This window comes from Burkholderia sp. AU28863 (assembly GCF_002223195.1).
In the GTDB taxonomy this organism is placed as follows: Bacteria; Pseudomonadota; Gammaproteobacteria; order Burkholderiales; family Burkholderiaceae; genus Burkholderia; species Burkholderia sola.
In genome coordinates this window covers 1,916,495-1,941,758 of record NZ_NKFE01000003.1, presented here as the reverse complement: position 1 = coordinate 1,941,758, position 25,264 = coordinate 1,916,495, and the positions used below count along the sequence as shown (strand labels likewise).

27 protein-coding genes and 1 rRNA gene are annotated in these 25,264 nt (G+C 64.8%); 13 read left to right on the top strand and 15 right to left on the bottom strand.

Going from position 1 to position 25,264, the window contains the following annotated elements; all coding sequences use genetic code 11:
• The first annotated feature begins 9 nt into the window (after nt 1-9).
• From rrf to CFB81_RS11415, 4 genes are all read left to right on the top strand, one after another.
• Nucleotides 10-122, top strand: a 5S ribosomal RNA gene (gene rrf / locus CFB81_RS11430).
• 244 nt (nt 123-366) lie between these two features.
• On the top strand, nt 367-771 hold the full coding sequence (cueR, locus tag CFB81_RS11425) for a Cu(I)-responsive transcriptional regulator (RefSeq protein WP_069620936.1): 405 nt from the start codon (nt 367-369) through the stop codon (nt 769-771).
• A gap of 215 nt (nt 772-986) precedes the next feature.
• Entirely contained in the window at nt 987-1,133 is a 147-nt protein-coding gene (locus CFB81_RS11420; protein WP_006478295.1) for a DUF3563 family protein, read from the top strand.
• Between the two features lie 146 nt (nt 1,134-1,279).
• Complete coding sequence (locus tag CFB81_RS11415) at nt 1,280-1,615, top strand: hypothetical protein (RefSeq protein WP_089435379.1); 336 nt, start codon at nt 1,280-1,282, stop codon at nt 1,613-1,615.
• A 14-nt stretch (nt 1,616-1,629) separates the two neighbouring features.
• Here the strand turns inward: CFB81_RS11415 and CFB81_RS11410 are convergent, their stop codons facing one another.
• The gene (locus CFB81_RS11410; RefSeq protein ID WP_069620935.1) at nt 1,630-2,475 is read right to left on the bottom strand and encodes a 23S rRNA (adenine(2030)-N(6))-methyltransferase RlmJ; all 846 of its coding nucleotides are present in this window, start codon (nt 2,473-2,475) and stop codon (nt 1,630-1,632) included.
• A 111-nt stretch (nt 2,476-2,586) separates the two neighbouring features.
• Nucleotides 2,587-3,558 carry an aldo/keto reductase gene (locus CFB81_RS11405; RefSeq protein ID WP_069620934.1) on the bottom strand — a complete coding sequence of 324 codons (972 nt, stop codon included), beginning with the start codon at nt 3,556-3,558 and terminating at the stop codon, nt 2,587-2,589.
• 164 nt (nt 3,559-3,722) lie between these two features.
• On the opposite strand from CFB81_RS11405, the gene CFB81_RS11400 reads away from it, so the two are divergent.
• Nucleotides 3,723-4,511, top strand: a complete 789-nt coding sequence (locus tag CFB81_RS11400) for a 3-hydroxybutyrate dehydrogenase (protein WP_069620933.1) — start codon at nt 3,723-3,725, stop codon at nt 4,509-4,511.
• Nucleotides 4,512-4,627: 116 nt separating this feature from the next.
• Here the strand turns inward: CFB81_RS11400 and CFB81_RS11395 are convergent, their stop codons facing one another.
• Nucleotides 4,628-5,827: an amino acid aminotransferase gene (locus CFB81_RS11395; RefSeq protein ID WP_006478300.1), complete on the bottom strand. Its 1,200-nt coding sequence runs from the start codon at nt 5,825-5,827 to the stop codon at nt 4,628-4,630.
• 259 nt (nt 5,828-6,086) lie between these two features.
• Between CFB81_RS11395 and uvrB the strand changes: the two genes are divergently transcribed.
• From uvrB to CFB81_RS11365, 5 genes are all read left to right on the top strand, one after another.
• Nucleotides 6,087-8,177, top strand: a complete 2,091-nt coding sequence (gene uvrB, locus CFB81_RS11385) for an excinuclease ABC subunit UvrB (RefSeq protein ID WP_089435306.1) — start codon at nt 6,087-6,089, stop codon at nt 8,175-8,177.
• 226 nt (nt 8,178-8,403) lie between these two features.
• Nucleotides 8,404-8,955: an iron transporter gene (locus CFB81_RS11380; RefSeq protein WP_006483880.1), complete on the top strand. Its 552-nt coding sequence runs from the start codon at nt 8,404-8,406 to the stop codon at nt 8,953-8,955.
• 55 nt (nt 8,956-9,010) lie between these two features.
• A complete protein-coding gene (locus CFB81_RS11375; RefSeq protein ID WP_006478303.1) occupies nt 9,011-9,343 on the top strand; it encodes a cupredoxin domain-containing protein in 333 nt (110 codons plus the stop codon).
• 58 nt (nt 9,344-9,401) lie between these two features.
• Nucleotides 9,402-10,244 (top strand): FTR1 family protein, encoded by an 843-nt coding sequence (locus tag CFB81_RS11370; RefSeq protein WP_027784952.1) that lies wholly within the window; start codon nt 9,402-9,404, stop codon nt 10,242-10,244.
• Nucleotides 10,241-11,638: a 4Fe-4S binding protein gene (locus tag CFB81_RS11365; protein ID WP_069620929.1), complete on the top strand. Its 1,398-nt coding sequence runs from the start codon at nt 10,241-10,243 to the stop codon at nt 11,636-11,638. The genes CFB81_RS11370 and CFB81_RS11365 overlap by 4 nt, the downstream gene beginning before the upstream one ends.
• A gap of 275 nt (nt 11,639-11,913) precedes the next feature.
• On the opposite strand, the gene hemP is transcribed toward CFB81_RS11365, so the two are convergent.
• The 3 genes from hemP to CFB81_RS11350 form a co-directional block, all read right to left on the bottom strand.
• Nucleotides 11,914-12,159: a hemin uptake protein HemP gene (gene hemP, locus CFB81_RS11360; RefSeq protein ID WP_089435305.1), complete on the bottom strand. Its 246-nt coding sequence runs from the start codon at nt 12,157-12,159 to the stop codon at nt 11,914-11,916.
• A 140-nt stretch (nt 12,160-12,299) separates the two neighbouring features.
• Nucleotides 12,300-12,782, bottom strand: coding sequence for an SRPBCC family protein (locus tag CFB81_RS11355; protein WP_069620927.1), 483 nt, complete (start codon nt 12,780-12,782; stop codon nt 12,300-12,302).
• Nucleotides 12,783-12,879: 97 nt separating this feature from the next.
• Nucleotides 12,880-13,752 (bottom strand): pirin family protein, encoded by an 873-nt coding sequence (locus tag CFB81_RS11350; RefSeq protein ID WP_069620926.1) that lies wholly within the window; start codon nt 13,750-13,752, stop codon nt 12,880-12,882.
• A gap of 121 nt (nt 13,753-13,873) precedes the next feature.
• Between CFB81_RS11350 and CFB81_RS11345 the strand changes: the two genes are divergently transcribed.
• On the top strand, nt 13,874-14,848 hold the full coding sequence (locus CFB81_RS11345) for a LysR substrate-binding domain-containing protein (protein WP_050018189.1): 975 nt from the start codon (nt 13,874-13,876) through the stop codon (nt 14,846-14,848).
• A gap of 406 nt (nt 14,849-15,254) precedes the next feature.
• Here the strand turns inward: CFB81_RS11345 and CFB81_RS11340 are convergent, their stop codons facing one another.
• The 9 genes from CFB81_RS11340 to CFB81_RS11300 form a co-directional block, all read right to left on the bottom strand.
• Nucleotides 15,255-15,683 (bottom strand): biopolymer transporter ExbD, encoded by a 429-nt coding sequence (locus CFB81_RS11340; protein ID WP_089435304.1) that lies wholly within the window; start codon nt 15,681-15,683, stop codon nt 15,255-15,257.
• Nucleotides 15,684-15,696: 13 nt separating this feature from the next.
• Nucleotides 15,697-16,431, bottom strand: a complete 735-nt coding sequence (locus tag CFB81_RS11335) for a MotA/TolQ/ExbB proton channel family protein (protein ID WP_006483875.1) — start codon at nt 16,429-16,431, stop codon at nt 15,697-15,699.
• A gap of 35 nt (nt 16,432-16,466) precedes the next feature.
• A complete protein-coding gene (locus CFB81_RS11330; protein ID WP_006478312.1) occupies nt 16,467-17,198 on the bottom strand; it encodes an energy transducer TonB in 732 nt (243 codons plus the stop codon).
• 218 nt (nt 17,199-17,416) lie between these two features.
• Nucleotides 17,417-17,653 (bottom strand): bacterioferritin-associated ferredoxin, encoded by a 237-nt coding sequence (locus CFB81_RS11325; RefSeq protein ID WP_006482749.1) that lies wholly within the window; start codon nt 17,651-17,653, stop codon nt 17,417-17,419.
• A gap of 149 nt (nt 17,654-17,802) precedes the next feature.
• Nucleotides 17,803-18,660, bottom strand: a complete 858-nt coding sequence (murI, locus tag CFB81_RS11320; protein WP_089435303.1) for a glutamate racemase — start codon at nt 18,658-18,660, stop codon at nt 17,803-17,805.
• 34 nt (nt 18,661-18,694) lie between these two features.
• On the bottom strand, nt 18,695-19,171 hold the full coding sequence (gene bfr / locus CFB81_RS11315) for a bacterioferritin (protein ID WP_006478315.1): 477 nt from the start codon (nt 19,169-19,171) through the stop codon (nt 18,695-18,697).
• Between the two features lie 193 nt (nt 19,172-19,364).
• Nucleotides 19,365-20,888, bottom strand: coding sequence for a fumarate hydratase (locus CFB81_RS11310; RefSeq protein WP_059528380.1), 1,524 nt, complete (start codon nt 20,886-20,888; stop codon nt 19,365-19,367).
• 43 nt (nt 20,889-20,931) lie between these two features.
• On the bottom strand, nt 20,932-21,516 hold the full coding sequence (locus CFB81_RS11305) for a TIGR00645 family protein (protein WP_069620923.1): 585 nt from the start codon (nt 21,514-21,516) through the stop codon (nt 20,932-20,934).
• Between the two features lie 112 nt (nt 21,517-21,628).
• On the bottom strand, nt 21,629-22,537 hold the full coding sequence (locus tag CFB81_RS11300; protein ID WP_089435302.1) for a DMT family transporter: 909 nt from the start codon (nt 22,535-22,537) through the stop codon (nt 21,629-21,631).
• Between the two features lie 314 nt (nt 22,538-22,851).
• On the opposite strand from CFB81_RS11300, the gene acs reads away from it, so the two are divergent.
• Entirely contained in the window at nt 22,852-24,834 is a 1,983-nt protein-coding gene (acs, locus tag CFB81_RS11290) for an acetate--CoA ligase (RefSeq protein WP_089435301.1), read from the top strand.
• Nucleotides 24,835-24,918: 84 nt separating this feature from the next.
• Nucleotides 24,919-25,263 (top strand): DUF4212 domain-containing protein, encoded by a 345-nt coding sequence (locus CFB81_RS11285; RefSeq protein ID WP_069617740.1) that lies wholly within the window; start codon nt 24,919-24,921, stop codon nt 25,261-25,263.
• Nucleotide 25,264: the final 1 nt, after the last annotated feature.

The window sequence follows — 25,264 nt, the reverse complement described above, 5'->3', positions numbered from 1 at the left end:
CCCTCTTTGCCTGATGACCATAGCGAGTCGGTCCCACCCCTTCCCATCCCGAACAGGACCGTGAAACGACTCTACGCCGATGATAGTGCGGATTCCCGTGTGAAAGTAGGTAATCGTCAGGCTCCCTCAAGCCAGAAACCCCCGCCCGATCAGGCGGGGGTTTTTGCATTTCGGCGTCCAAAAAAGCATGGGGCGAAGCGCCCCCTTCCTCGCAACTCCATGGCGTGCGCGCAAGGTCAGATCATCTGCTGTCAACTCTTCTCCCCGGAACGAAACCCCGCGATTTGATACGATCGATGTATCGTCGACGATGGCATCCGTCGATGGTCGTGTTCGAAACCAGGGCTTGATGGAGAGGGGCGGGGAATGAATATCGGCGATGCGTCGCGCGAATCCGGAGTCAGCGCGAAAATGATCCGGTACTACGAACAGGTCGGCCTTCTGGCGCCGAGCAAGCGTACCGATGCCGGCTACCGTATCTACGGCGTGGACGAAATCCATATCCTCCGGTTCATCCGTCAGGCCCGACGACTCGGCTTTCTCGTCGAAGACATCCGCAAGCTGCTGATGCTCTGGCAGGATCGTTCACGCGCCAGCGCAGAAGTGAAATCGATCGCACTTGAGCACGTGGCCGAACTCGACAAACGCATCGCGGAGCTGAGCGACATGCGCGACACGCTGGCTGATCTGGCTGCGCACTGCCATGGTGACGGGCGGCCCGAGTGCCCGATTTTGGCGCGCTTGGCCGACCCCGTCAGTGAACCAAATTAGTGCGTGTGCTCGGGCCTCAAAACGCGCAAAGAGGGCATGTCATTAAAAATCAATGAGTTGGAGGCGGTCCGCTCCTCTTCATTCCAGTTTGGAATGATCTCCATGCAAGTTTTTCACTAGCATATTGGTGCGGCGTCGCTATAATTCGGGATAACCCTATACGGGAAATCCCTGAATCTCGATTCACCAGGGGTCCCTCTTCCTTGGAGAACGTCATGATCGCCTACATCGTTGAAAAGCTGAGCAACTGGTTCGAATCCGCAGAACGTGAGCGCCGTGAGGCTTACCTCGCCACGTCGTCGGACATCGTCCAGCTCGAGAGCCGCATCCGCTCGCTCGAAACCAACGGCTACTCGCTGTAATCAGAGTCGCCGTCAGGTGCCGCGTGGCACCGCACGATAAGCAAGCCCCGTATTGACGGGGCTTTGTTTTTTGTGCGCCGGATCTGGCGAAATCGTCGGTGCAGCGCTATGGTGTGGACCTGCTTTTCATTGTGAAGGACACGATCATGGGTTTGCGTTTTGATGTGCGTCGCAGTGCTCGCGCGCGTCTCGTTCTGGGCGCAGTCGTGCTCATCCAGGGCGTCGCGGCTGGTGCCGCGACGTCGTCCAGGCCGCTCGTTCTCGATACGCAGCGCGGTATCCAGGACGGCAAGGGCGGGTTGGTATTGCAGACGGCGCCGTTGTCGCCGGAGCCGATCGTCGAACCGGCAGGCATGCGGGCTCCGGCCGGGCAGGGGCCGAACACGTCGGTTCCGCTGTTCGTCGCGCCGTATATCAATGTTCCCGCGTGGGGCGGGCAGCCGGCCAACCAGCCGAGGCTCGCGCCCAGGCCCCAGCCGTAACGACCGTCGCCCGGTCAGTTTCCGCGGTGTTCGATTTGACAGCGGGCGCCGCTATCCTGTCCGAGCTTCTCGACCAGGTAGGGCAGTACCTCGTTCATGCTCTGGGCGAGCGTATACGGGGGATTGAGGATAAACATCCCGCTACCGTAGAGGCCCAGTCCGTCGGTCGGCGGATTCGATACCGTCAGCGTCAGGTGCAGCCAGTTGTTCGGCTGCAGGCGCTTCAACTGCTCGGGAAAGCGCTGCGATTCTGTCCGCGTGACCTGCGGATACCAGATCGCATAGCAGCCGGTCGCGAAACGCTTCAGGCATTCGGTCACGCAGCTCACCGTGCGCGCGTAATCCTTCTTGTCCTCGTAGGACGGATCGATCAGCACGAGTGCGCGTCGCGGCGGCGGCGGCAGCAGCGCCTTGATACCTTCGAAGCCGTCGCCGGCGAAGATCATCGCACGTCGCCCCGCATCGCGGAAATTGTGGCGCAGCACATCGATTTCCGTCGTGTGCATTTCGAACAGGCGCATACGATCCTGCTCGCGCATCGATCGCCATGCGATGTACGGCGAGCCCGGATAGAAGTGCAGTTCGCCGTCGTCGTTCAGCGCGCGGACTTCGTCCACATAGTCACCCAACGCCTCCGGCAGGTTCTTTTCGTTCCACAGCCGGCCGATGCCGGTATCGAATTCCGACGTCTTCGCTGCATAACCGTCGCGTAGCGAGTACACGCCGGCGCCCGCGTGCGTATCGATGTACCAGTACGATTTGTCTTTCTTGTTCAGGTAGCGCAGCAGCTGGACGACGACGGCGTGCTTGAGCACGTCCGCGTGATTGCCTGCGTGAAAACCGTGACGATAACTGAGCATGGCGGATTGCCTGAAACGAAAGGTGAATCGATGAAAGCGGTCGATCGCGCGCGGCCGTCAGGCCGGGCGCCGATGCGGCCGCGTATTGTACGCGAGTGGCCGCGAGTCGCCTTACTCGTACGCGTCGCCGACCACCGCCTCGATGCGTTGCTTCACCTCCGGCGTCAGCTTCGCTGCAACGTCGAGCGCGCGCATGTTGTCGCCGATCTGGTCGACCCGCGATGCGCCCGTGATGACCGAACTCACGCGCGGATTCGCGAGCACCCATGCGATTGCCAATTGGCCGGTACTGCAGCCGAGTTCGGCCGCGATCTCGCCGAGCCGTTCGACGATGTCGTTGGCGGCCCGATCGGTCAGGCGTTCGCGCATCCAGTCGTAGCCCTGTAACTGCGCGCGGCTGCCGGCCGGCACGCCGTCGCGGTACTTGCCGGTGAGCAGGCCCGACGCCAGCGGGCTCCAGGTCGTGAGGCCGAGGCCGTAATCGTCGTAGAGCCGCGCATATTCCTGCTCGACCCGGGTGCGGTGGAACAGGTTGTACTGCGGCTGTTCGACGACCGGCTTGTGCAGATGATGCCGCTCGGCGATCTCGCATGCCGCGCGAATCTCGTCGGCGCTCCATTCCGACGTGCCCCAGTACAGCGCCTTGCCGCGCACGATCATGTCGCTCATCGCCCAGACGGTTTCCTCGATCGGCGTATGCGGATCGGGGCGATGGCAATAGGCGAGGTCGACATAGTCGAGCTGCAGCCGGCGCAGCGAGCCGTCGATCGCGTTCAGCAGATATTTCCGGTTCAGCGTGTGATACTGGTTCGGGGCTTCCGCGAGCCCCCAGAAGAATTTCGTGGACACGATATAGCTGACGCGCGGCCAGTCCAGCGACTTGAGCGCCTGGCCCATGATTTCCTCGGACTTGCCGCCGGCGTAGACCTCGGCGTTGTCGAAGAAATTGACGCCCGCGTCGCGTGCCGCGGCGAGGCATTCGCGCGCGACCCGCTGGTCGACCTGGTTGCCGTACGTCACCCACGAGCCAAGGGAAAGCGCGCTGATCTGCAGGCCGGAGCGGCCTAGTCGTCGATAGTGCATGAGACTCTCCTGCTGAACGGAACCGACCTTAAGCTTAGACGTTTTGCGCACGAACGGCGGGGCCGATCGTGCACAATGACGGCTGGCACGCCGATGCGATTTCGCGATGAGCGCGGATGCGACGGGCGCGTGTTTTATCGATCCGATATCGGGAGGAGACGGACATGGCAGCAGATCTGAGCGGCAAGACCGCAGTCGTCACGGGCGCCGCGAGCGGCATCGGCAAGGAAATCGCGCTGGAGCTGGCCAAGGCAGGCGCGGCCGTCGCGATCGCCGACCTGAACCAGGACGGCGCGAACGCGGTGGCCGACGAGATCAACAAGGCAGGCGGCAAGGCGATCGGCGTCGCGATGGACGTGACCAACGAGGACGCCGTGAACAGCGGCATCGACAAGGTGGCCGAGGCGTTCGGCTCGGTCGACATCCTCGTGTCGAACGCGGGCATCCAGATCGTCAACCCGATCGAGAACTATTCGTTCTCCGACTGGAAGAAGATGCAGGCGATCCATGTGGACGGCGCGTTCCTGACGACGAAGGCCGCGCTCAAGCACATGTACAAGGACGATCGCGGCGGCGTCGTGATCTACATGGGCTCGGTGCACTCGCACGAGGCGTCGCCGCTGAAGTCCGCGTATGTGACGGCCAAGCACGGGTTGCTGGGTCTCGCGCGCGTGCTGGCGAAGGAAGGCGCGAAGCACAACGTGCGCTCGCACGTCGTGTGTCCGGGCTTCGTGCGCACGCCGCTGGTCGACAAGCAGATTCCGGAGCAGGCGAAGGAGCTCGGCATCAGCGAAGAGGACGTGATCAAGAAGGTGATGCTCGGCAACACGGTCGACGGCGTGTTCACGACGGTGCAGGACGTCGCGCAGACGGTGCTGTTCCTGTCGGCGTTCCCGAGCGCCGCGCTCACCGGCCAATCGTTCGTCGTCAGCCACGGCTGGTTCATGCAGTAACGCGGGTGCGGGCGCTGTCGTCGCCCGCCGCGCTGGCCTGCAAAAAAACGCGCTCCGTGGAGCGCGTTTTTCATGTCGGCAGGGCGGGGCCGGTGACGGCCGCCGCCCGGCGCCGTTTACTTCAGGACTGCGGCGACCGCATTGGCAACCGCGTCGAGGTTGCGCGTATTCAGCGCGGCGACGCAGATCCGGCCCGTGCCGACCGCATAGATGCCGAATTCGTCGCGCAGGCGATCGACTTGTGCCGAGGTCAGGCCCGAATACGAGAACATCCCGCGCTGCGCGTTGATGAAGCTGAAGTCGCGATCGACGCCGCTCGCCTTCAGGCGCTCGACGAGGCCGTTGCGCATCGCGCGGATGCGATCGCGCATTTCGCCGAGTTCCTGCACCCACGAAGCATGCAGTTCCGGCGATGCGAGCACCGCTGCGACCACTGCGCCGCCGTGGGTCGGCGGGTTCGAGTAGTTCGTGCGGATCACGCGCTTCAGTTGCGACAGCACGCGCGTGGCTTCTTCCTTGCTCGACGTGATGATCGACAGCGCGCCGACGCGCTCGCCGTACAGCGAGAACGACTTCGAGAACGACGACGACACGAACGCGTTCAGGTCGGCCGCGGCAAACAGACGCACGGCAGCGGCATCGGCTTCGATGTTCTCGCCGAAGCCCTGATAGGCCATGTCGAGGAACGGCACGAGGTTGCGCGCCTTCACGACGTCGACGACCTGTTGCCATTGCGCTTCGGTCAGGTCCACGCCGGTCGGGTTGTGGCAGCACGCGTGCAGCACGACGACCGTGCCGGCCGCGTAGCCGTTCAGCGCCGACAGCATGCCTTCGAAGTTCACGCCGTTGGTGGCTGCGTCGTAATACGGGTACGCGACGACCTCGAAGCCGGCCGCTTCGAACAGCGCGCGGTGGTTTTCCCAGCTCGGATCGCTGATCGCGACCTTCACGTTCGGATTCAGGGTGCGCAGGAAATCGGCGCCGATCTTCAGCGCGCCGGTGCCGCCCAGTGCCTGGGCCGTGACCACGCGGCCTGCCGCGATCAGCGGCGAGTCGTTGCCGAGCAGCAGCTTCTGCACGGCCGCATCGTAGGCGGCGATCCCGTCGATCGGCAGGTAACCACGCGGCAGGCCGGCCTCGACACGCGCCTTCTCCGCGTCGCGAACCGCGCGCAGCAGCGGAATCTTGCCGTCTTCGTTCGTGTACACGCCGACGCCGAGGTTGACCTTGGTCGGACGCGCATCGGCGTTGAAGGCTTCGTTCAGGCCCAGGATCGGGTCGCGGGGAGCAAGCTGGACAGCGGAGAAGAGCGACATGATGATTCGGCAGTAGTGAAAAGAGGGTCAGGCTTTCAACCGGCGGGGCGGGTGCAATAGACCGCGCCCACGGCGCGACGCCGGGAAGCGCAGCAGCCTGACATTGTAGCGAATTCGTGCTGGCGGGGGCGGTGATTCCGTCGCGATCAGGGCGACGGATCGCGATTTCGGGCGGCCGCCGCGCGTCAGGAGTCGACAGCAGTTCGCTTGGCCACGAAGCGCTAGAATGCTTTCTTTGCCCTTGCTCCGGCCGCATTCCATGTCCGAACATCATGCCGAAGTCGGCGACGCGCTCGATGAATCCAAATTCGTCACTTTCGAAGGGTCGCCGTTCCAGCTTTACCAGCCCTATCCGCCCGCGGGCGACCAGCCGACCGCGATCGACACGCTCGTCGAAGGCGTCGGCGACGGCCTTGCCTTCCAGACGCTGCTCGGCGTAACCGGCTCGGGCAAGACCTTCACGATGGCCAACACGATCGCGCGGCTCGGCCGCCCGGCGATCGTGTTCGCGCCGAACAAGACGCTCGCGGCCCAGCTTTATGCGGAGTTCAGGGAGTTCTTCCCGCGCAACGCGGTCGAGTATTTCGTCTCGTACTACGACTACTACCAGCCTGAGGCTTACGTGCCGCAGCGCGACCTGTTCATCGAGAAGGATTCGTCGATCAACGAGCACATCGAGCAGATGCGGCTGTCGGCGACGAAAAGCCTGATGGAGCGGCGCGACGTGGTGATCGTCGCGACGGTGTCGGCGATCTACGGTATCGGCAATCCGTCCGAATACCACCAGATGATCCTGACGCTGCGCACTGGCGACAAGCTCGGCCAGCGCGACGTGATCGCGCGACTGATCGCGATGCAATACACGCGCAACGAGCAGGATTTCCAGCGCGGCACGTTCCGCGTGCGCGGCGACACGATCGACATCTTCCCGGCCGAACACGCGGAAATGGCCGTGCGCGTCGAACTGTTCGACGACGAGGTCGAGACGCTGCATCTGTTCGACCCGTTGACCGGGCGCGTGCGGCAGAAGATTCCGCGCTTCACCGTGTATCCGTCGTCGCACTACGTGACGCCGCGCGACACCGTGATGCGCGCGGTCGAAACGATCAAGGACGAATTGCGCGAACGGCTCGAGTTCTTCCATCGCGAAGGCAAGCTCGTCGAGGCGCAGCGCCTCGAGCAGCGCACGCGCTTCGATCTCGAGATGCTGCAGGAGCTCGGCTTCTGCAAGGGCATCGAGAACTATTCGCGGCATTTCTCGGGCGCGGCGCCCGGCGATCCGCCGCCGACGCTCGTCGACTACCTGCCGCCCGATGCGCTGATGCTGCTCGACGAATCGCACGTGCTGATCGGCCAGCTGAACGGGATGTACAACGGCGACCGCGCGCGCAAGGAAAACCTCGTCAATTACGGATTTCGCCTGCCGTCGGCGCTCGACAACCGGCCGCTGAAGTTCCACGAGTTCGAGCGCAAGATGCGTCAGGTCGTGTTCGTGTCGGCCACGCCGGCCGACTACGAGAAGCGCGTGACGGGGCAGATCGCCGAGCAGGTCGTGCGACCGACGGGCCTCGTCGATCCGGAAATCGAAGTGCGGCCGGCGAGCTCGCAGGTCGACGACGTGCTGACCGAGATCAACGCGCGCGTGAAGGCCGGCGAGCGCGTGCTGATCACCGTGCTGACGAAGCGCATGGCCGAACAGCTGACCGAGTTCCTGGCCGACCATGGCGTCAAGGTGCGTTACCTGCACAGCGACATCGACACGGTCGAGCGCGTCGAGATCATCCGCGACCTGCGGCTCGGCACGTTCGACGTGCTGGTCGGGATCAACCTGCTGCGCGAGGGCCTCGACATTCCCGAAGTGTCGCTCGTCGCGATCCTCGACGCGGACAAGGAAGGCTTCCTGCGCGCCGAGCGCTCGCTGATCCAGACGATCGGCCGCGCCGCGCGGAACGTGAACGGCAAGGCGATCCTCTACGCGGACAACATGACCGAGTCGATGAAGCGCGCGATCGGCGAAACCGAGCGGCGCCGCGCGAAGCAGATCGCTTACAACGAAAAGATGGGCATCACGCCGCGCGGCGTCGTGAAGCGTATCAAGGACATTATCGACGGCGTCTACAACGCCGACGACGCGCGCGCGGAGCTGAAGGAGGCGCAGCAGCGGGCGAAATTCGAGGACATGTCGGAAAAGCAGCTCGCGAAGGAGATCAAGCGTCTCGAGAAGCAGATGGCCGACTACGCGAAGAATCTCGAATTCGAGAAGGCCGCCGCGACCCGCGACCAGCTTGCCGTGCTGCGCGAACGCGTGTTCGGCGCGAACGTCGGCGACCACATCAGCGGCGGGCGGTAAATCTTTCCAAGCGTCACCGAATCCTTTTGGTAAAGCGCCTGTAAGCCTTGTCGGATCAGGGGTTTACAGCGCTCTTCGTTTGTTCCGGAGCGGGTTCGGTGCTAAACTCCCCATGTATTGAGAATAGTTCGCATTAACGTTCTTCGTCGCGTTAGTGTTTCCAGCGGGCGGCCCGGCGGCGGCCCGCATGTCGTCAAGATAGTCAGACAAATAACAAGGAGTGTCCATGTTGGGTTCTTCGTTCATCCGCACGACGGTTGCGGTAGCGGCGGCGTTGGCCGCGATGTCGGCCTCGGCTGCCGAGTATCCGATCGGCAAGCAGCAGATCCAGGGCGGCATGGAAATTGGCGCGGTGTATCTGCAGCCGATCACGATGGACCCGGAAGGCATGATGCGCAAGGCGTCGGATTCCGACATCCACCTCGAGGCCGACATCCATGCGGTCAAGAACAACCCGACCGGTTTCGCGGAAGGCGACTGGATGCCGTACCTGCAGGTTACGTACAAGCTGACGAAGCAGGGCGACACGAAGTGGAAGGCCGAAGGCGACCTGATGGGCATGGTCGCGAGCGACGGCCCGCACTACGGCGACAACGTGAAGCTCGCCGGCCCCGGCAAGTACCACCTGACGATGGTGGTCAAGCCGCCGATGCAGTCCGGTCACATGGCGTTCGGTCGCCACGTCGACAAGGAAACGGGCGTGGGTCCCTGGTTCAAGCCCATCACGCTCGAGTACGACTTCCCGTTCGCCGGTATCGGCAAGAAGGGCGGTTACTGATCGGTGGCATCACGAACGGCGCGCTTCGGCGCGCCGTCGGCGTAGAGAACCCAGAATGAAAATTCCCCAGAAAATCGTCGCCGCAGCCGCTGCGCTGTGGCTTGCCGGCGCGGCCCACGCGGCCGATCTGCCGACGTTCAAGCTCGAGATGACGGATGGCAAGCTGAATCCCGCCCGCATCGAAGTGCCGGCCGGTCAGCGTTTCAAGATCGAGATCAGGAACACCGGCAAGGGCGCCGCCGAATTCGAGAGCGTGCAGCTGCGCAAGGAGAAGGTGCTCGCGCCGGGCGCCGACTCGTTCGTGGTCGTCGCCCCGCTGTCGCCGGGCGAATACAAGTTTTTCGACGATTTCCACCAACAGGCACAGGGCGTGATCGTCGCGAAGTAACGCGTTTTATCTGCGCGCGGGCGCGCCAGTCCCTTGCCCCGTGCGTCAGGAGGTATCGATGGGTCAGATCTTGTTCATCGTCTGGCGGGAGAGCGTGGAAGCGCTGCTCGTCGTCGGCATTCTCTATGCATGGCTGAAAAACGGCGACGATGACGCGCGCCGCGGCCTGCCTTTCCTCTGGGCCGGCGTCGGCGTCGGCCTGCTGATGGCCGTTGGCCTCGGCGCCGCGCTGGTCGGGTTCACCGAAGTGCTGTCCGGCGACGCGCAGGATTATTTCCAGACGGCGATGGTGCTGATCGCGTGCGTGCTGATCGTGCAGATGGTGCTGTGGATGCGCCGGCACGGCCGCACGCTGAAGCGCGACATGGAGCAGTCGCTGCAGCAAAGCACGCGCGATTCGAACTGGTGGGGCGTCGCCGTGCTGGTCGCGCTCGCGATCGCCCGCGAAGGCAGCGAGACGGTGATTTTCCTGTACGGCCTCGGTTTCGGCCAGTCGGGCCACGTCGATGGCAGCCAGATGCTCGCGGTCGTGATCGGTCTCGGCCTCGCGTTCCTCACGTTCTATCTGCTGCAGCTCGGCGGCAAGTACTTCTCGTGGCGGCATTTCTTCCGCGTGACCGAAGTGATGCTGCTGTTCCTCGGCGCGGGCCTGTTCCAGACCGGCGTCGACAAGCTGATCGACAAGGAAATCCTGCCGCTCGGCATCTCGCAGGTGTGGGACACGTCCGCGATCCTCGACGATTCGGGCACCTTCGGTTCGCTCGTCGCGACGCTGACCGGTTATCGCGCGCATCCGGCGCTGACCAACCTGGTCGCCTATGCGGTGTACTGGGCGGTCGTCTGGCTGCTGATGAAGCGCGCGAGCCGCCGTCCGGCCGTCGCAGCGGGTCGCGCGGCATGAGCGTTGTCGCCGCCGTCAAGCCGGGCTGGCTCGCGCAGGCCGGCCAGTGGATGCAGCGCCACGGTGCGCTGATCCGCGGTATCCAGTGGATCGTCGTCGCCGTCTACGCGTTCCTGATCATCGTGCCGGCGGTGTTGCCGCTGCCGGACGATTCCGCGCATCTGTGGAACAACCTCACGCTCATCGCGCAGTTCGCGTTCTGGGGCATCTGGTGGCCGTTCGTGCTGCTGTCGATGGTGATGCTCGGCCGCGTGTGGTGCGGCGTGCTGTGTCCGGAGGGCGCGCTCACCGAATACGCGAGCAAGTTCGGTCGCGGCGGCCCGATTCCGCGCTGGATTCGGTGGGGCGGCTGGCCGTTCGTCGCGTTCGGCATCACGACGATCTACGGGCAGATGGTGAGCGTGTACCAGTACCCGCTCGCGGTGTTGTTCGTGCTCGGCGGCTCGACCGTCGGCGCGATCGTGATCGGCGTGCTGTACGGCCGCGAGAAGCGCGTGTGGTGCAAGTATCTGTGCCCGGTTAACGGCGTGTTCGGGCTGCTCGCGCGGCTGGCGCCGATGCGCTACAAGGTCGACGAGGATGCGTGGCGCCGTTCGTACAAGAACGGCGAGCACGGCCATCGCGTGATTCCGATCAACTGCGCGCCGCTTGTGCCGTTGCGCAATATGAAGGGTGCGGCGGATTGCCATATGTGCGGCCGCTGCAGCGGGCACCGCGACGCGATTTCGCTGTCGCTGCGCTCGCCGTCCGACGAAGTCGTGAATCTCGGTGCGGAGCGGGCCAACCCGTGGGACACCGCGCTGATCCTGTACGGCCTGCTCGGCGTGGCGATCGGCGCGTTCCACTGGACCGTCAGCCCGTGGTTCGTGCAGATCAAGCAATGGCTCGCGGGCTGGCTGATCGATCACGACATCACGTGGCCGCTCGAGACCAATGCGCCGTGGTTCCTGCTCACGCACTACCCGGATCGCAACGACGTGTTCTCCTGGCTCGATGGCGGACTGGTCGTCAGCTACATCGTCGGCACGGGGCTCGTGTACGGCACGGCGCTGCTGGTGCTGCTGGCCGGCGCCACGCTGATGCTCGGCCGCTTCGATCGCGTGCGTCTGCATCATCTCGCCCAGGCGCTGATCCCGATCGCGGGCGCGGGCGTGTTCCTCGGGCTGTCGGCCACGACGCTGTCGCTGCTGCGCGCCGAGCATGTGCCGCTTGGTTGGGCTACCGATGTGCGCATCGCGATTCTGGTCGGCGCCAACATATGGAGTGCGTGGCTCGCGTGGAAGGTGGCCGGGCGCTATGCGGCGTGGCCGCGCCGGCTCGCGGCGTTCGCGTGGTTCGCCGTCGGGTTGGCCGTCGTCGATAGCGCATGGTGGTTGATGTTCTGGGGATTCTGAGGCGGCACGCATGCCGCTTCTCGCTGCCGCGCATCGGCGGCAGCCACGACACCCGGGCGGCGTGCTTCGCGCATGGGCTGCCCAAACAAAAAAGCGACACGTCCGTCGACGTGTCGCTTTTTTCTTCCTGGTGCGAGAACCAAAAAAGTGGCTTGGCTTGCTGCAACGGCTGCTTGAGTGTGTTTGCACGAAGGGGTCTAGATCTCGCGTGCAAGCCGTTACGCTGGCTACTGCCCAACACCTCTCAGGGAGGTGGTCCCCACAATACTCGGTCGTTACTTCGTCAGGATCAGTTTGCCGAGCCGCGTGGCGCGCAACTGATAAGTCTCTCCGTTGTGCGCGATGCTGACGTGGCTTTGGCCTTGCAGCAGCGCATCGCTGTTGACGACCCGCGTGCCTGCATCGCGGTTGCCGGCGGGCTTCGCCGGCGTGGTGACCGCTGCCGTCTTCTGACGGCTGCTGGCTGCGGTGCCGGCGGTGCGGCGCAGGGTCAGCGTGGTCGGGCGCATGGTGTCGGTCATTCGGTTTGATCGGTGACTGTCGATACGATGGAATGAATTCTAAATGATAACCATTCCCATTTACAAAAACTCTTTATCGATCGATTTGTGTAGTCTGATAGCTTGAGTCAAAGGGGCGGCCCCGCAGGCCGCCGCCCGGTTCAGTGCAGCGGATCGGGGTCCTTGCGGCCCTGCGCGTACTCGCGGATCAGGCGAACGGTGTCGATGTCCGACGTGCGGTACGCCTCCTTGACGATCCCGTGCGTCTGTCGCGCTTCTTCGCTGTCGTCGGTGACCGTCAGCGTAGTCCGGTATTCGAAACGCAGGAACAGCTCATGGTCGTCGCGTTCCTCGATTGTCATCGTCAGCGAGCCGCCGATCTCGCCATCGGCCGCACGGATGTCGTAGCGGACCTGCTGGTTCGGCGTGAACGTCACGTGGTCGCGCACGGTCGCGTGGCCGTAGTGCAGCTCGCGTTCGAGCGTCGTGTCGGTCCGTTCGCGGATGACGCAGCTGTCGAGGCCGATCACGAACAGTTGCGGCTGTTCCGCACGCAGCACGAGACCTTCCCAGAGCTGGTCGCGGTTGAGGGTCGGCACGGCCGGATCGTCGGAATTGATCTGGATCAGATGTTCGAAGTTCAAGGGGACGGGTTCCTTCTGGTGGCGGGTGGCCACGTGGTTCAAGAAGTTATTGTGACGCAAAACCACCGGCCTCGCGGCACCTGCCGCCCGATCCGATTCACGCTTCGATGCGACCCATGCGACCGGTCTGATAGTCGACGACAGCCTGCCGAATCTCTTCCTCGGTATTCATCACGAACGGGCCGTAACGGACGATCGGCTCGTTGAGCGGCACGCCGCCGATCAGCAGCAGGTCGAGCGCCGTGTCGCCGGCAGCGAATGTGACGACATCGCCATCGTCGCCGTAGACGATCATGTGCCGTGCGTCGACAGCCTGCCTGTCGGGCCCGTAGAGGCCCGTTCCGTCGATCGGATAGGCAAACACGCGATAACCGGCCGGCACGGGCTGCGTGACGGTTGCGCGGGGCTCCAGCGTGAAGTGCTGATAGAGGATCGGCGTGCGCGTCTCGATCGCGGCTTTTACGCCGAATGCTTCTCCGGCGATGACGCGCACGCGTGCGCGGCCGTCCGGCGATGTCGCGGTCGGAATGCGGGCGGCCGGGATCTCCTGGTAGCGCGGCGCGATCATCTTGTCGCGCCGCGGCAGGTTGACCCACAGCTGGAAGCCGTGGGAACGCCCGCCTGCTTGGGCGAACGCCGGGTCAGGCATCTCGCTGTGCACGACACCGGCACCCGCCGTCATCCACTGCACGTCGCCGGGGCCGAGCGTGCCGGCATGGCCTGACGAGTCGCGATGACGGAAGCGTCCATCGAGTGCGTAGGTCACGGTCTCGAAGCCGCGATGCGGATGGTCGGGCGCACCCACGGCTTCGCCGGGTGCGTAGTCGACCGGGCCCATTTCATCGAGCAGCAGGAATGGATCGAAATCCATCAGCAGCCGCGTCGGGAATGGGCGGTGAACCACGAAACCGCCGCCTTCGGTGGTGCGAAGCGCGGGGTAGGTGCGATCAAGCGAGCGAGCGGTGGTCATGGGAAGCCCTCGAAATCATCGGAATAGCGTTATTTTCGAAACATAGCGCTATTATATTGGGCGTTTTACCGGGCGATTTGCGGCGGTTCGCAATGGATTGTTCTGAAATTGGAACGATGAGATGAATATCGATGCACATAACCTGAACGACCTGATGTACTTCTCGCAGGTCGTCGAACATGGTGGCTTCTCGGCCGCCGAACGCGTGCTGGGCATCTCGAAATCGCGTCTGTCGCGGCGCCTGACCGAGCTCGAGGCCGCGCTCGGCGTGCGCCTGCTGCAGCGCTCGACGCGCAAGCTCGCACTGACCGAGGCGGGGGAGCTGTTCTACCAGCATTGCCAGGCGATGCTCGCCGAAGCGCGGGCCGCGATGAACGCGGTGCAGCAGTTGCGCGCGTCGCCACGCGGCTCGGTGCGCGTCAGCGTGCCGGTGACGCTGTCGCAGACAATGCTGTCGCGCATCCTGCCCGAATTCCTGCGCCGCTATCCCGAAGTGAAGGTGCATGTGCGCGTGACGAATCGCGTGATCGACCTGTTCGAGGATTCGATCGACGTCGCGTTGCGCGTGCGTTCGGAGCCGCCGCAGAACGCGAACATCGTCGTGCGGCCGCTGTGGCGCACCGAGCAGATGCTGGTCGGCGCGCCGAGCCTGCTGAGCCAGAACGCACCGCCGCTGGCGCCGGACGACCTGACCGGCTTCGAGACGCTCGATACGCCGAGCGTCGACGGCCGGCACGTCTTCAACCTGATCGCGCCGGACGGAACGCGCCATGTGCACGAGCATGATCCGCGTCTCGTGACCGCCGACCTGATGACGATCCGCGAGGCGGTGCTCGATGGCCTCGGCATCGCCGCGCTGCCGGAGATGATGTACGGCAACGCGTTGCGCGCGGGGCAACTGTCGCCGGTGATGCCGGGCTGGACGCTGCCGGTGCCGCAGCTGTATGCGGTGTTCGTGTCGCGTCAGGGGATGCCGCCCGCGGTCCGTGCGTTCGTCGATTACCTGGTCGAGAAGCTTGACCATGGCGCATACAAGGAGCCGGGTTGCCCCGAGCGCGCGAAGAAGGAAACGGCGGCCGATGTTTCGGCCACCTGAACACGGCATGCACGACGACGCAAATTTGTTTTGTCATTGAAGCGTCGCCGGCAATCGCAAGTTTCAATCGCCGGAACCTTGAATGCGTGCGCGGGCGGGCCTATATTGAAATCCCATTTCGTGAAGGAAGTTCTGAGCGAAATCAGGTGGCCGCATATATTGCGAGCCAGATAGGGCAGAACGCGCAGTCCGTGCAGACCACGGCAGAGTCGCATTTGCGTTGCTCGAGGCGTAACCGATACCGCCGAAGAGCCCGCCGCCCGAAGGCGCCCGCGTGCGCATGAAAAAAGGCCTTCATCTGGCGATGAAGGCCTTTTACTTTGTGTGCGACCGGCCAGGTGCGACCGGCCAGGTGCGACCGGCCAGGTGTGCGCACGGGCGCTGGCGACGACGGAGCCTGCGCGCGTTACTTCGCTTTTGCGCCGGGCTCCGTCACGAAGCCGAGCTTCGTCAGGCCGCCAGCTTGCGCATCCGACATCACTTCCGCGACGTGTTCGTAGGCGACCTTGCGGTCCGCGCGCAGATGCAATTCCGGCTGAGGCGTGCGCTTCGCGGCTTCCGCGATGCGTGCCTGCAGCTGTTCGCGCGTGACCGTGTGGTCGTCCCACAGGATCGTGCCGTCGCCCTGGATCGCGACGTCGACGGTCTGCGGCTTTTCGTCGACGGGCTGGCTGCTGGCGTGCGGCAGGTCGATCTTCACCGCATGCTGCATCGCCGGGATCGTCACGAGGAAAATGATCAGGAGTACGAGCATGACGTCGACGAGCGGCGTCATGTTGATCTCGCTCATCACGCCATCGTCGTCATCGTCGCTGAAACCGGTGTTCATGGCCATGGTTCACCTCGTCTCAGCTGGCGGCGCGCGATGCGAGACGCAGGCCGTCGCGCGTCGACGACGACGCGAGGCTCGCGCCCGTCACGAAGTACGCATGCAGGCCGTGCGCGAAGCGGCGCAGCTTGCTGACGACGCCCTTGTTCGCGCGGGTCAGCGCGTTGTAGCCGAGCACCGCGGGAATCGCGACGAACAGGCCGAAGGCCGTCATGATCAGCGATTCGCCGACCGGGCCCGCGACCTGGTCGATCGACGTCTGGCCGGTGGCGCCGATCGCGAGCAGCGCATGATAGATGCCCCAGACCGTGCCGAACAGGCCGACGAACGGCGCCGTGCTGCCGACCGATGCGAGGATCGCGAGGCCGCTCTGCATGCGCGAAATGCCTTCGTCCATCGTGTCCTTCAGGCAGCGCGTGACCCAGTCCGATACGTCCATGCGGTCGTGCAGGTGCGGTTGCGTCTGGTGGTGGTGGTCGGCGGCTTCCTTGCCCGACAGCGCGAGCGCGAGGAACGGGTTGTCGTTCGGCGTCGATGCGGCGAGGCCGAGCTTCTTGATGCCGTCGTCGAAATTGTCGGAATGCCAGAATGCCTGCTCGGCATTCTTCGTGAGGCGGTTCAGGCGGATCACGTTCCAGCCCTTGATGACGATCACGATCCACGACAGGACCGACATCACGAGCAGCGTGATCGCAATGGCGCGCGTGACGAAATCACCTTGCGCCCAGACGTGCGCGATACCGTAGCTTTGCATTTTTTGTTTCCTTTGAATCTTCCGGATGAGGCAGGTTAGTCGGTGAGCCCGAAGCTGTAGGGCTGTGTGCGGGCGGCGCGGATCGCCTGGCCGTTCTCGACGTACGGGCGGCAGGTGGTCGAGCGCATCGCGTCGAGTGCGGCATCGTCGAGGCGCGGATAACCGCTGCTCTTCTGCAGATCGATGCTTTCGATCTTGCCGGTCACGCCGACGACGAAGTGAACATAGGCGGTGCCCGATTCGCCGCGGCGGCGCGACATCGACGGATAGTCGGGCTTCACGAAATTGCACTGGAGCGTCGGCACGTTCTTCGGTGCGCTGACCTGCATCGTTTCGCGCGCCGGGCCCGGCGTGGCGGCCGGTGCCGCGGGAGCGGGCGCGGCCGGCGCCGGCGTTGGATCGGCAGCGGGAGCGGGTGTGGGCGACGGGGCCGGCGACGGCGCAACCGGCTGCGGGGTCGGCTTCGCCGCCTTTTGCACCGGCTTCGGCTCGACCTTCGGCTTCACGCGCGGCACGGGCTTCGGCGGCGCCGGCTGCGGGATCGACTCGGCCGCGACCTGCTGCGCGATCGGCGCGGGCGTGATGAGCTGCGCGGTGATCGTCTGGACCTCGACCGATTTCGGCGGCGGCGCGTTGCGATGGAGCCACGCGGCCGTCAGCATGATCGCGTGTGCGGCAAGCACACCGACCGCGACGACGATCACTCGGGGATTCATACGTGGTGCAGCCGGCATGGCGCCGGCAGGAGCGAGATGCGAAGCCTGCATGTTAGCTTGAAAGAACGACGTCGCACCCGGGGCGCGGCGGGTGAATCGGCATCACTTGCGGAAGATCAGCAGCGAGATGCAAACGGTGGTTACGAATCCGATCAGCAATTCCATCACAGGCTCCTTGGCAGGTAAGCCGTTGGCTCGCGCAGACGGTGGCTTGCTGACGGTCAAAACAAAAAATGCGGCCTGGGCCGCATGCGCACGCTCGGCGCCGCTCAGGCGGCCTTGCGGTCGTAGAACGTGACCGGAATCGGATGCGCATGATGCTCGACACCGCAACGGCTCGCGCAGACGCCTTGCTCGGCCATGAGGTCGCGTACGGACTCCTCGCACTTGCCGCAGCACGTGGCCACGCCGAGCTCGAACTGGAGTTCATCGAAAGAGTTCACGCCCTCGGCGAGGGACGCGCGAATCTTGCGATCCGAAACAGACTTGCACACGCAGACGATCATGATGAGTTGCGATAGCTAACGTTAATGCGAATTATTATCATTAATTTTGCAGAGGTTGACAAGCCTGGGTCGGCTTTTTTTAAGGTCATCGGACCCTTGAAACGGCGGAGGAAGGCGAGGTCGCCGCTGGAACGGCGCGCCCGCCCGCGTCAGGCGGTTGCGCAGGCGTGCGCGTTCGGCGAGGAAATGGTGACGGATTCGACCGGCGCATCGAGGCCGAGCAGCGTCGACGCGAGCGCACGCAGTTGCAGGCCGTCGCTCGTCGAGCAGAAGCGGGGCGGCGCGGCATGCGTGCCGGCCGGCGCGCGCAGACCGCGCTCGTTGAGCACCCGCGCGAGCTGGCGCGCGATGGCATCGCTCGTGTCGACGATCGTCAGGCGTTCGCCAACAAGGTCACGAATCGTGTCTGTGAAGAACGGGTAATGCGTGCAGCCGAGGACCAGCGTATCGGCGCCGTCGTCGAGCATGGGTTGTATGTAACGCTCGAGCAATGCGCGCAACGCGGGCGAGCCCGTGTCGCCGCGTTCGATCGCTTCGACGAGCCCGTGGCCGGGCTGGCAGATGAAGCGGCGGCCCGCGCCGTAGCGATCGAGCAGCGCCTGGAAGCGCGGGCTGTTCAGCGTCGATTGCGTCGCGAGGACGCCCGCGACGCCGGTCGTGGACAGCGCGGCGGCCGGCTTGATGCCCGGCTCGACGCCGACGAGCGGTATCGACAGGCGTTCGCGGATGGCCGCGATTGCCCGTGCCGTGGCCGTGTTGCACGCGATCACGAGCGCTTTCGCGCCTTCGCGGGCGAGCCACTCGCCGATTGCCAGCGTGCGTTCCGTGATGAATGCCTCGTCGCGCGGGCCATACGGCGCGTGGTGCGAGTCGGCGACGTAGACGAACGATTCGTCGGGCAGGTGTGCGCGCGCGGCGCGCAGCACCGACAGGCCGCCGAGCCCCGAGTCGAAGATGCCGACAGGGGCGGTGGCGCGCGGTGCGGGTGCGGCGGACGGGTTCGTCATCGTCAGGCGGGCGGCGAGTTGGCGGGTGGCGCGATTACTCGGCCGAACCCATCATCGTTTGCTGATAGTTCTGCAGGCCGACCTTGCCGATCAGGTCGATCTGCGTTTCGAGCCAGTCGATGTGCTCTTCGGTGTCGTCGAGGATCTTTTCGAAGATCTCGCGCGACACGTAGTCGCGAACCGATTCGCAGTAGGCGATCGCTTCCTTGCAGGTGGACTGCGAGATCTGCTCGAGCTTCAGGTCGCACTTCAGGATCTCTTCGGTTTCCTCGCCGACGAGCAGCTTGTGCAGGTCCTGCAGGTTCGGCAGCCCGTCGAGCATGAACACGCGCTCGATCAGCCAGTCGGCGTGCTTCATTTCGCCGATCGACTCGTCGTATTCGTGCTTGCCGAGCTTGTCGAGGCCCCAGTGCTTGTACATGCGCGCATGCAGGAAGTACTGGTTGATCGCCGTGAGTTCGTTCTTCAGTTGGGCGTTCAGATATTCGATGACTTTCTTGTCGCCTTGCATGGCTGTTCCTTGTTCAGTGGGGCTTCAGAAACCGAACGATAATCGCTCGAACGAGAAAAGCCAAGCCTCGAAGCCTTGTCGGGCCTGCCTTTTGCGGGTAATGAGAATCAGCCTTGAACAACCGGCCGAGCACAATAATGAGAATGAGAAGTAAAAAGGCCGGACGTCCGTCCGGCCTTTCGTTCGATCGCGCTTAAGCGGTGGCGACCGGGATCTTGCCGATCTTCGCCTGCCATTCCTTCGGACCCGTCTGGTGCACCGACGTACCCGACGAATCGACGGCCACCGTCACCGGCATGTCCTGCACGTCGAACTCGTAGATCGCTTCCATGCCGAGGTCTTCGAACGCGAGCACCTTCGCGCCGCGGATCGCCTTCGACACGAGGTAGGCCGCACCGCCGACCGCCATCAGGTAGGCCGCCTTGTGCTTCTTGATCGCGTCGATCGCGACCGGGCCGCGCTCGGCCTTGCCGACCATCGAGATCAGACCCGTCTGAGCGAGCATCGTCTCGGTGAACTTGTCCATGCGCGTGGCCGTCGTCGGGCCGGCCGGGCCGACCACTTCGTCGCGCACCGGATCGACCGGGCCGACGTAGTAGATCACGCGGTTCGTGAAGTCGACCGGCAGCTTCTCGCCTTTCGCGAGCATGTCGGCGATGCGCTTGTGCGCGGCGTCGCGACCGGTGAGCATCTTGCCCGACAGCAGCAGCGTCTGGCCCGGCGTCCAGCTCGCGACTTCTTCCGGCGTCAGCGTGTTCAGGTCGACGCGCTTGCTGGTTTCCGTGTTCGGTTCCCACTGCACTTTCGGCCAGGCGTCGAGCGACGGCGCTTCAAGCTTGGCCGGGCCCGAACCGTCGAGCACGAAGTGCGCGTGGCGCGTGGCCGCGCAGTTCGGGATCAGCGCGACCGGCTTCGAGGCCGCGTGCGTCGGCGCCGCCATGATCTTCACGTCGAGCACGGTCGCGAGGCCGCCGAGGCCCTGCGCGCCGATGCCGAGCGCGTTGACCTTCTCGTGCAGTTCCACGCGCAGTTCCTCGACCCAGTCCTTCGGGCCGCGCGCGATGATTTCCTGGATGTCGATCGGCTCCATCAGCGATTCCTTCGCCATCAGCATCGCCTTCTCGGCGGTGCCGCCGATACCGATCCCGAGCATGCCCGGCGGGCACCAGCCGGCGCCCATCGTCGGGACCGTCTTCAGCACCCAGTCCACGATCGAGTCGGACGGGTTCAGCATCACGAACTTCGACTTGTTTTCCGAGCCGCCGCCCTTCGCCGCGACCTGCACGTCGACCTTGTCGCCCGGCACGATCTCGTAGTGGATCACGGCCGGCGTGTTGTCCTTCGTGTTCTTGCGGGCGCCTTCCGGCGGATTGACGATCGACGCGCGCAGCACGTTGTCCGGATGCGTGTAACCGCGGCGCACGCCTTCGTTGATCATGTCGGTAAGGCCCATCGTCGCACCGTCCCAGCGCACGTCCATGCCGACCTTCACGAAGATCGTCACGATGCCGGTGTCCTGGCAGATCGGGCGACGGCCTTCCGCGCACATGCGGCTGTTCGTGAGGATCTGCGCGATCGCGTCCTTCGCCGCCGGGCTCTCTTCCAGCTCGTACGCGCGGCCGAGGGCCTGGATGTAGTCGAGCGGGTGGTAGTAGCTGATGTACTGCAGCGAATCCGCGATGCTCTGGATCAGGTCTTCCTGTTTGATGACGGTCATGGCTGAGACTCTGTGGGGACAGTGGAAATGGTTTGTCGACGGTTCAGGCCGCCGGTCGGGACGCCGCGGGCGCATGCGTCTCGTGGAAATGGGCCGGGTGCGTATGCGTCGTCAGGCGGTCGACCCACGCCATCACGAGCGCCGACACGAGGAACGACACGTGGATGAGCACCTGCCACATGATCGCGTGCGTCGTGTGCTGGTCGGGGTTGATGAAGGTCTTCAGCAGGTGGATCGACGAAATGCTGATCAGCGCCATCGACAGCTTGACCTTCAGCACGCCCGCGTTCACGTGGTCGAGCCATTCGGGCTCGTCGGGGTGGCCCTCGATGCCGAGCCGCGACACGAACGTTTCATACCCGCCGACGATCACCATGATCAGCAGGTTCGAGATCATCACCACGTCGATCAGGCCGAGCACGGCGAGCATCACGCTGATTTCGTCGAGACCGGTCGCATGCGACAGCAGGTGCCAGACTTCCTTCAGGAACAGGAACACATAGACGGCCTGCGCGATTATCAGGCCGAGGTAAAGCGGCACCTGGAGCCAGCGGCTCATGAAAATCAGCGCGGGAAGGGGGCGAAGCGGGCGGCGGCCAGGATGGCCGGGCGAGTGCGGGGCGGACATGTCGGGGTACGGGCGCGGTGCGCAGGTATCGGGGGTAATCTTGAAAAGGCGCGCTATTGTAACGCGTCGGCCGGCGCCGCTGCAGCGACGCGCCGGCACTGCCGGGGACGGATCAGGAAGCGGCGGCCGGCATGCGTTTCTCGCGCAGGCTCGCAAGCACGATGCCGGCGACGACGCACGCGAGCGCGATGCCGTGCGCGAGCGTCGGGCGCTCGCCGAGGAACGCGATGCCGTACGTGGCCGCGGCGATCGGCAGCACCGCGCTGAACACGCCGGCGAGGCTGCCCGGCACGTGCCGGATGCCCTTCATCCACAGCCAGAACGAGAAGATGCTGGCCGACAGCCCGTACCAGACGACGAGCGCCCAGGTGCCGGTGGGCACGCTCGCGTAATCGAAGTGCCACAGCGCCGTCGCGCCGAGCGGCAGCATCAGGAACAGCCCGAACAGGTGCGTATACGCGCAGATGTCGATCGGTGCGAGCGTTTGCGTGAGCCGGCGCGACAGGATCACGTAGATCGATTCGCAGCACACCGCGCCGAGGATCAGCAGGTTGCCGGTCAGCGAACCGGACGCGTCGCCCTGCGCGCCGTGGCCGGCCGCGCCGCCATTCGCGAGGTTGATCGTCACGACGCCGACGATCGCGAGCGCGATCGACACGAGCGCACGGCCGTTCGGTTTTTCACGCAGGATCAGCCACGCGAACAGCGCGACGATCGCCGGGATCGTGCTCGTGATGACGCCCGCGGCCACCGCGCTCGTGCGCTGCACGCCGTTGAGCATCAGCAGCGTGAACATGAAGGTGCCGAAGAACGCCTGCAGGAACAGGTTCAGCCATTCGCCGCGCTTGACCGCGCGCATCTTCACGGGACTGAACAGCGGCCACAGCACGGCGATCGCGATCACGAAGCGCAGCGTGGCGAGGATGGCGACCGGGACGAATGCAACGATGGATTTGCCGATACCGACGTTGCTGCCGACGAACAGCATCGACAGGATGAGGAAGAAGGCGTAGCGATTCAAGCTGGAATCCGGAAGGCGAGTTCAGTTAGGATTGTAGGGTCGCGGTCGTAACAGCGTAAAGCCGCGCTCGATGCGGCGCGGCGCACGAAACGGCCATGCCGCGTAAGTGACGGGTAAGTTGGAGCGCTTATCGTGGAAACTGCCGGGCCGCGGGTCACGTTCGTGTGAGGTGGTGCGGTGCAGCATCGTGCGCAGGCTTCGCGGCCGCGTGCGGGTGGTGGGAGACAGCGGCGCGCAAGCGCCGGCCAAGACGACGCGCGGCGCACACGATCGCGCCGCCATGCAGAGGATTCATGTTCACCAAGGGGTTGTCGATGTCTGCGATCGAATCGGTTCTTCACGAAACCCGTCAGTTCGCGCCGCCCGCGGCGCTCGAGAAGACGGCGACCATTTCCGGCATGCCGGCCTATCGCGCGCTCGTCGCCGAGGCCGAGCAGGATTACGAAGGCTTCTGGGCGCGTCTCGCGCGCGAGGGCCTCACGTGGCACAAGCCGTTCACCAAGGTGCTGGACGAGAGCAACGCGCCGTTCTACAAGTGGTTCGACGACGGCGAGCTGAACGCGTCGTACAACTGCCTCGACCGCCACGTCGAAGCCGGCAACGGCGAGCGCGTCGCGGTGATCTTCGAGGCCGACGACGGCACCGTCACCCGCGTCACCTATGCGGATCTCCTCGCACGCGTGTCGCGCTTCGCCAATGCGCTGAAGAAACGCGGCATCGGCAAGGGCGACCGCGTCGTCATCTATATTCCGATGTCGATCGAAGGCATCGTCGCGATGCAGGCCTGCGCGCGTATCGGCGCGACGCACTCGGTCGTGTTCGGCGGCTTCTCCGCGAAATCGCTGAACGAGCGGCTCGTCGACGTCGGCGCGGTCGCGCTGATCACCGCCGACGAGCAGGCGCGCGGCGGCAAGACGCTGCCGCTCAAGAGCATCGCCGACGAGGCGATCGCGATGGGCGGCTGCGACGCGCTCAAGAGCGTGATCGTCTATCGCCGCACCGGCGGCAAGATCGACTGGCATGCGGAGCGCGACCTGTGGATGCACGAGCTGACCGACGGCGAGTCCGACACGTGCGAGCCGACCTGGGTCGGCGCCGAGCATCCGCTGTTCATCCTGTATACGTCGGGCTCGACCGGCAAGCCGAAGGGCGTGCAGCACAGCACCGGCGGCTACCTGCTGTGGGCCGCGCAGACGATGAAGTGGACCTTCGACTGGAAACCCGACGACGTGTTCTGGTGCACGGCCGACATCGGCTGGGTCACGGGCCACACGTACATCACGTACGGGCCGCTCGCGTGCGGCGGCACGCAGGTCGTGTTCGAGGGCGTGCCGACTTATCCGGACGCCGGCCGCTTCTGGAAGATGATCGCCGACCACAAGGTCACCGTGTTCTACACCGCGCCGACCGCGATCCGTTCGCTGATCAAGGCGGCCGAAGCCGACGAGACGGTCCACCCGAAGCGCTATGACCTGTCGAGCCTGCGCATCATCGGCACGGTCGGCGAGCCGATCAATCCGGAAGCGTGGATGTGGTACCACAAACACGTCGGCCACGAGCGCTGCCCGATCGTCGACACGTGGTGGCAGACCGAAACCGGCGGCCACATGATCACGCCGCTGCCGGGCGCGACGCCGACCGTGCCGGGCTCGTGCACGCTGCCGCTGCCGGGCATCATGGCCGCGGTGGTCGACGAGACGGGCCAGGACGTGCCGAACGGGCAAGGCGGGATTCTCGTGGTCAAGCGTCCGTGGCCCGCGATGATCCGCACGATCTGGGGCGACCCGGAGCGCTTCAAGAAGAGTTATTACCCGGAAGAACTCGGCGGCACGCTGTATCTGGCCGGCGACGGCACGGTACGCGACAAGGAGACCGGCTACTTCACGATCATGGGCCGGATCGACGACGTGCTGAACGTGTCGGGCCACCGGCTGGGCACGATGGAGATCGAGTCGGCGCTGGTGTCGCACGAGCTCGTGGCCGAGGCGGCGGTGGTCGGCCGTCCGGACGACACGACGGGCGAGGCGGTCGTGGCGTTCGTCGTGCTCAAGCGTTCGCGCCCGGAAGGCGACGAAGCGGCGGCGCTCGCGAAGACGCTGCGCGACTGGGTCGGCAAGCAGATCGGGCCGATCGCGAAGCCGAAGGACATCCGCTTCGGCGACAACCTGCCGAAGACGCGCTCGGGCAAGATCATGCGGCGCCTGCTGCGCTCGCTCGCGAAGGGCGAGGCGATCACGCAGGATACGTCCACGCTCGAGAATCCGGCCATCCTGGAGCAGCTCACCGAAGTACGCTGAACGCCTGCCGGTTCGCGTCAAGCGTGCAAGCCCCTGCGCGGCAATCCCGATTGCCCGCGCAGGGGCTTTTTGCTACATAACGGCATGACCGTTCCGACCCGTTCGGCGCCTGCCGCGCCACCTCCCGTTCCCGCACCGCTCGCGCGTGCGCATGCGCGCTATTGGCGCTTCAACGTCGCACTGATCGCGGTGCTGATGGTGATCGGCTTCTCGGTGTCGTTCATCGTGCCGTTCTTCGGGCCCGCGCTTGCCGGCGTGCGCTTCGCCGGCTTCAGCCTGCCGTTCTATGTCGGCGCGCAGGGTGCGATTCTCGTGTACCTCGTGCTGATCGTCGTCTACATCGGGTTGATGCAACGCGCGGACCGCACGCTGCGCCGCGCGTACGACGAGCATGCGGCGCGCGCCGGCCATGCGAACGGCGGGCGCTGAT

Bases quoted from the DNA above. Each gene is read 5' to 3' on its own strand.
- CFB81_RS11420 (WP_006478295.1), top strand. From the start codon at position 987: ATGATCGCCTACATCGTTGAAAAGCTGAGCAACTGGTTCGAATCCGCA.
- bfr (WP_006478315.1), bottom strand. From the start codon at position 19,171: ATGCAAGGCGACAAGAAAGTCATCGAATATCTGAACGCCCAACTGAAG.
- CFB81_RS11310 (WP_059528380.1), bottom strand. From the start codon at position 20,888: ATGACCGTCATCAAACAGGAAGACCTGATCCAGAGCATCGCGGATTCG.
- CFB81_RS11365 (WP_069620929.1), top strand. From the start codon at position 10,241: ATGAGCGTTGTCGCCGCCGTCAAGCCGGGCTGGCTCGCGCAGGCCGGC.
- murI (WP_089435303.1), bottom strand. From the start codon at position 18,660: ATGACGAACCCGTCCGCCGCACCCGCACCGCGCGCCACCGCCCCTGTC.
- hemP (WP_089435305.1), bottom strand. From the start codon at position 12,159: ATGACCGACACCATGCGCCCGACCACGCTGACCCTGCGCCGCACCGCC.
- CFB81_RS11340 (WP_089435304.1), bottom strand. From the start codon at position 15,683: ATGGCCATGAACACCGGTTTCAGCGACGATGACGACGATGGCGTGATG.
- CFB81_RS11375 (WP_006478303.1), top strand. From the start codon at position 9,011: ATGAAAATTCCCCAGAAAATCGTCGCCGCAGCCGCTGCGCTGTGGCTT.
- CFB81_RS11335 (WP_006483875.1), bottom strand. From the start codon at position 16,431: ATGCAAAGCTACGGTATCGCGCACGTCTGGGCGCAAGGTGATTTCGTC.
- CFB81_RS11345 (WP_050018189.1), top strand. From the start codon at position 13,874: ATGAATATCGATGCACATAACCTGAACGACCTGATGTACTTCTCGCAG.
- CFB81_RS11405 (WP_069620934.1), bottom strand. From the start codon at position 3,558: ATGCACTATCGACGACTAGGCCGCTCCGGCCTGCAGATCAGCGCGCTT.
- CFB81_RS11380 (WP_006483880.1), top strand. From the start codon at position 8,404: ATGTTGGGTTCTTCGTTCATCCGCACGACGGTTGCGGTAGCGGCGGCG.
- CFB81_RS11305 (WP_069620923.1), bottom strand. From the start codon at position 21,516: ATGTCCGCCCCGCACTCGCCCGGCCATCCTGGCCGCCGCCCGCTTCGC.
- CFB81_RS11370 (WP_027784952.1), top strand. From the start codon at position 9,402: ATGGGTCAGATCTTGTTCATCGTCTGGCGGGAGAGCGTGGAAGCGCTG.
- cueR (WP_069620936.1), top strand. From the start codon at position 367: ATGAATATCGGCGATGCGTCGCGCGAATCCGGAGTCAGCGCGAAAATG.
- CFB81_RS11330 (WP_006478312.1), bottom strand. From the start codon at position 17,198: ATGCAGGCTTCGCATCTCGCTCCTGCCGGCGCCATGCCGGCTGCACCA.
- CFB81_RS11285 (WP_069617740.1), top strand. From the start codon at position 24,919: ATGACCGTTCCGACCCGTTCGGCGCCTGCCGCGCCACCTCCCGTTCCC.
- uvrB (WP_089435306.1), top strand. From the start codon at position 6,087: ATGTCCGAACATCATGCCGAAGTCGGCGACGCGCTCGATGAATCCAAA.
- CFB81_RS11400 (WP_069620933.1), top strand. From the start codon at position 3,723: ATGGCAGCAGATCTGAGCGGCAAGACCGCAGTCGTCACGGGCGCCGCG.
- CFB81_RS11410 (WP_069620935.1), bottom strand. From the start codon at position 2,475: ATGCTCAGTTATCGTCACGGTTTTCACGCAGGCAATCACGCGGACGTG.
- CFB81_RS11415 (WP_089435379.1), top strand. From the start codon at position 1,280: ATGGGTTTGCGTTTTGATGTGCGTCGCAGTGCTCGCGCGCGTCTCGTT.
- CFB81_RS11325 (WP_006482749.1), bottom strand. From the start codon at position 17,653: ATGATCGTCTGCGTGTGCAAGTCTGTTTCGGATCGCAAGATTCGCGCG.
- CFB81_RS11350 (WP_069620926.1), bottom strand. From the start codon at position 13,752: ATGACCACCGCTCGCTCGCTTGATCGCACCTACCCCGCGCTTCGCACC.
- acs (WP_089435301.1), top strand. From the start codon at position 22,852: ATGTCTGCGATCGAATCGGTTCTTCACGAAACCCGTCAGTTCGCGCCG.
- CFB81_RS11395 (WP_006478300.1), bottom strand. From the start codon at position 5,827: ATGTCGCTCTTCTCCGCTGTCCAGCTTGCTCCCCGCGACCCGATCCTG.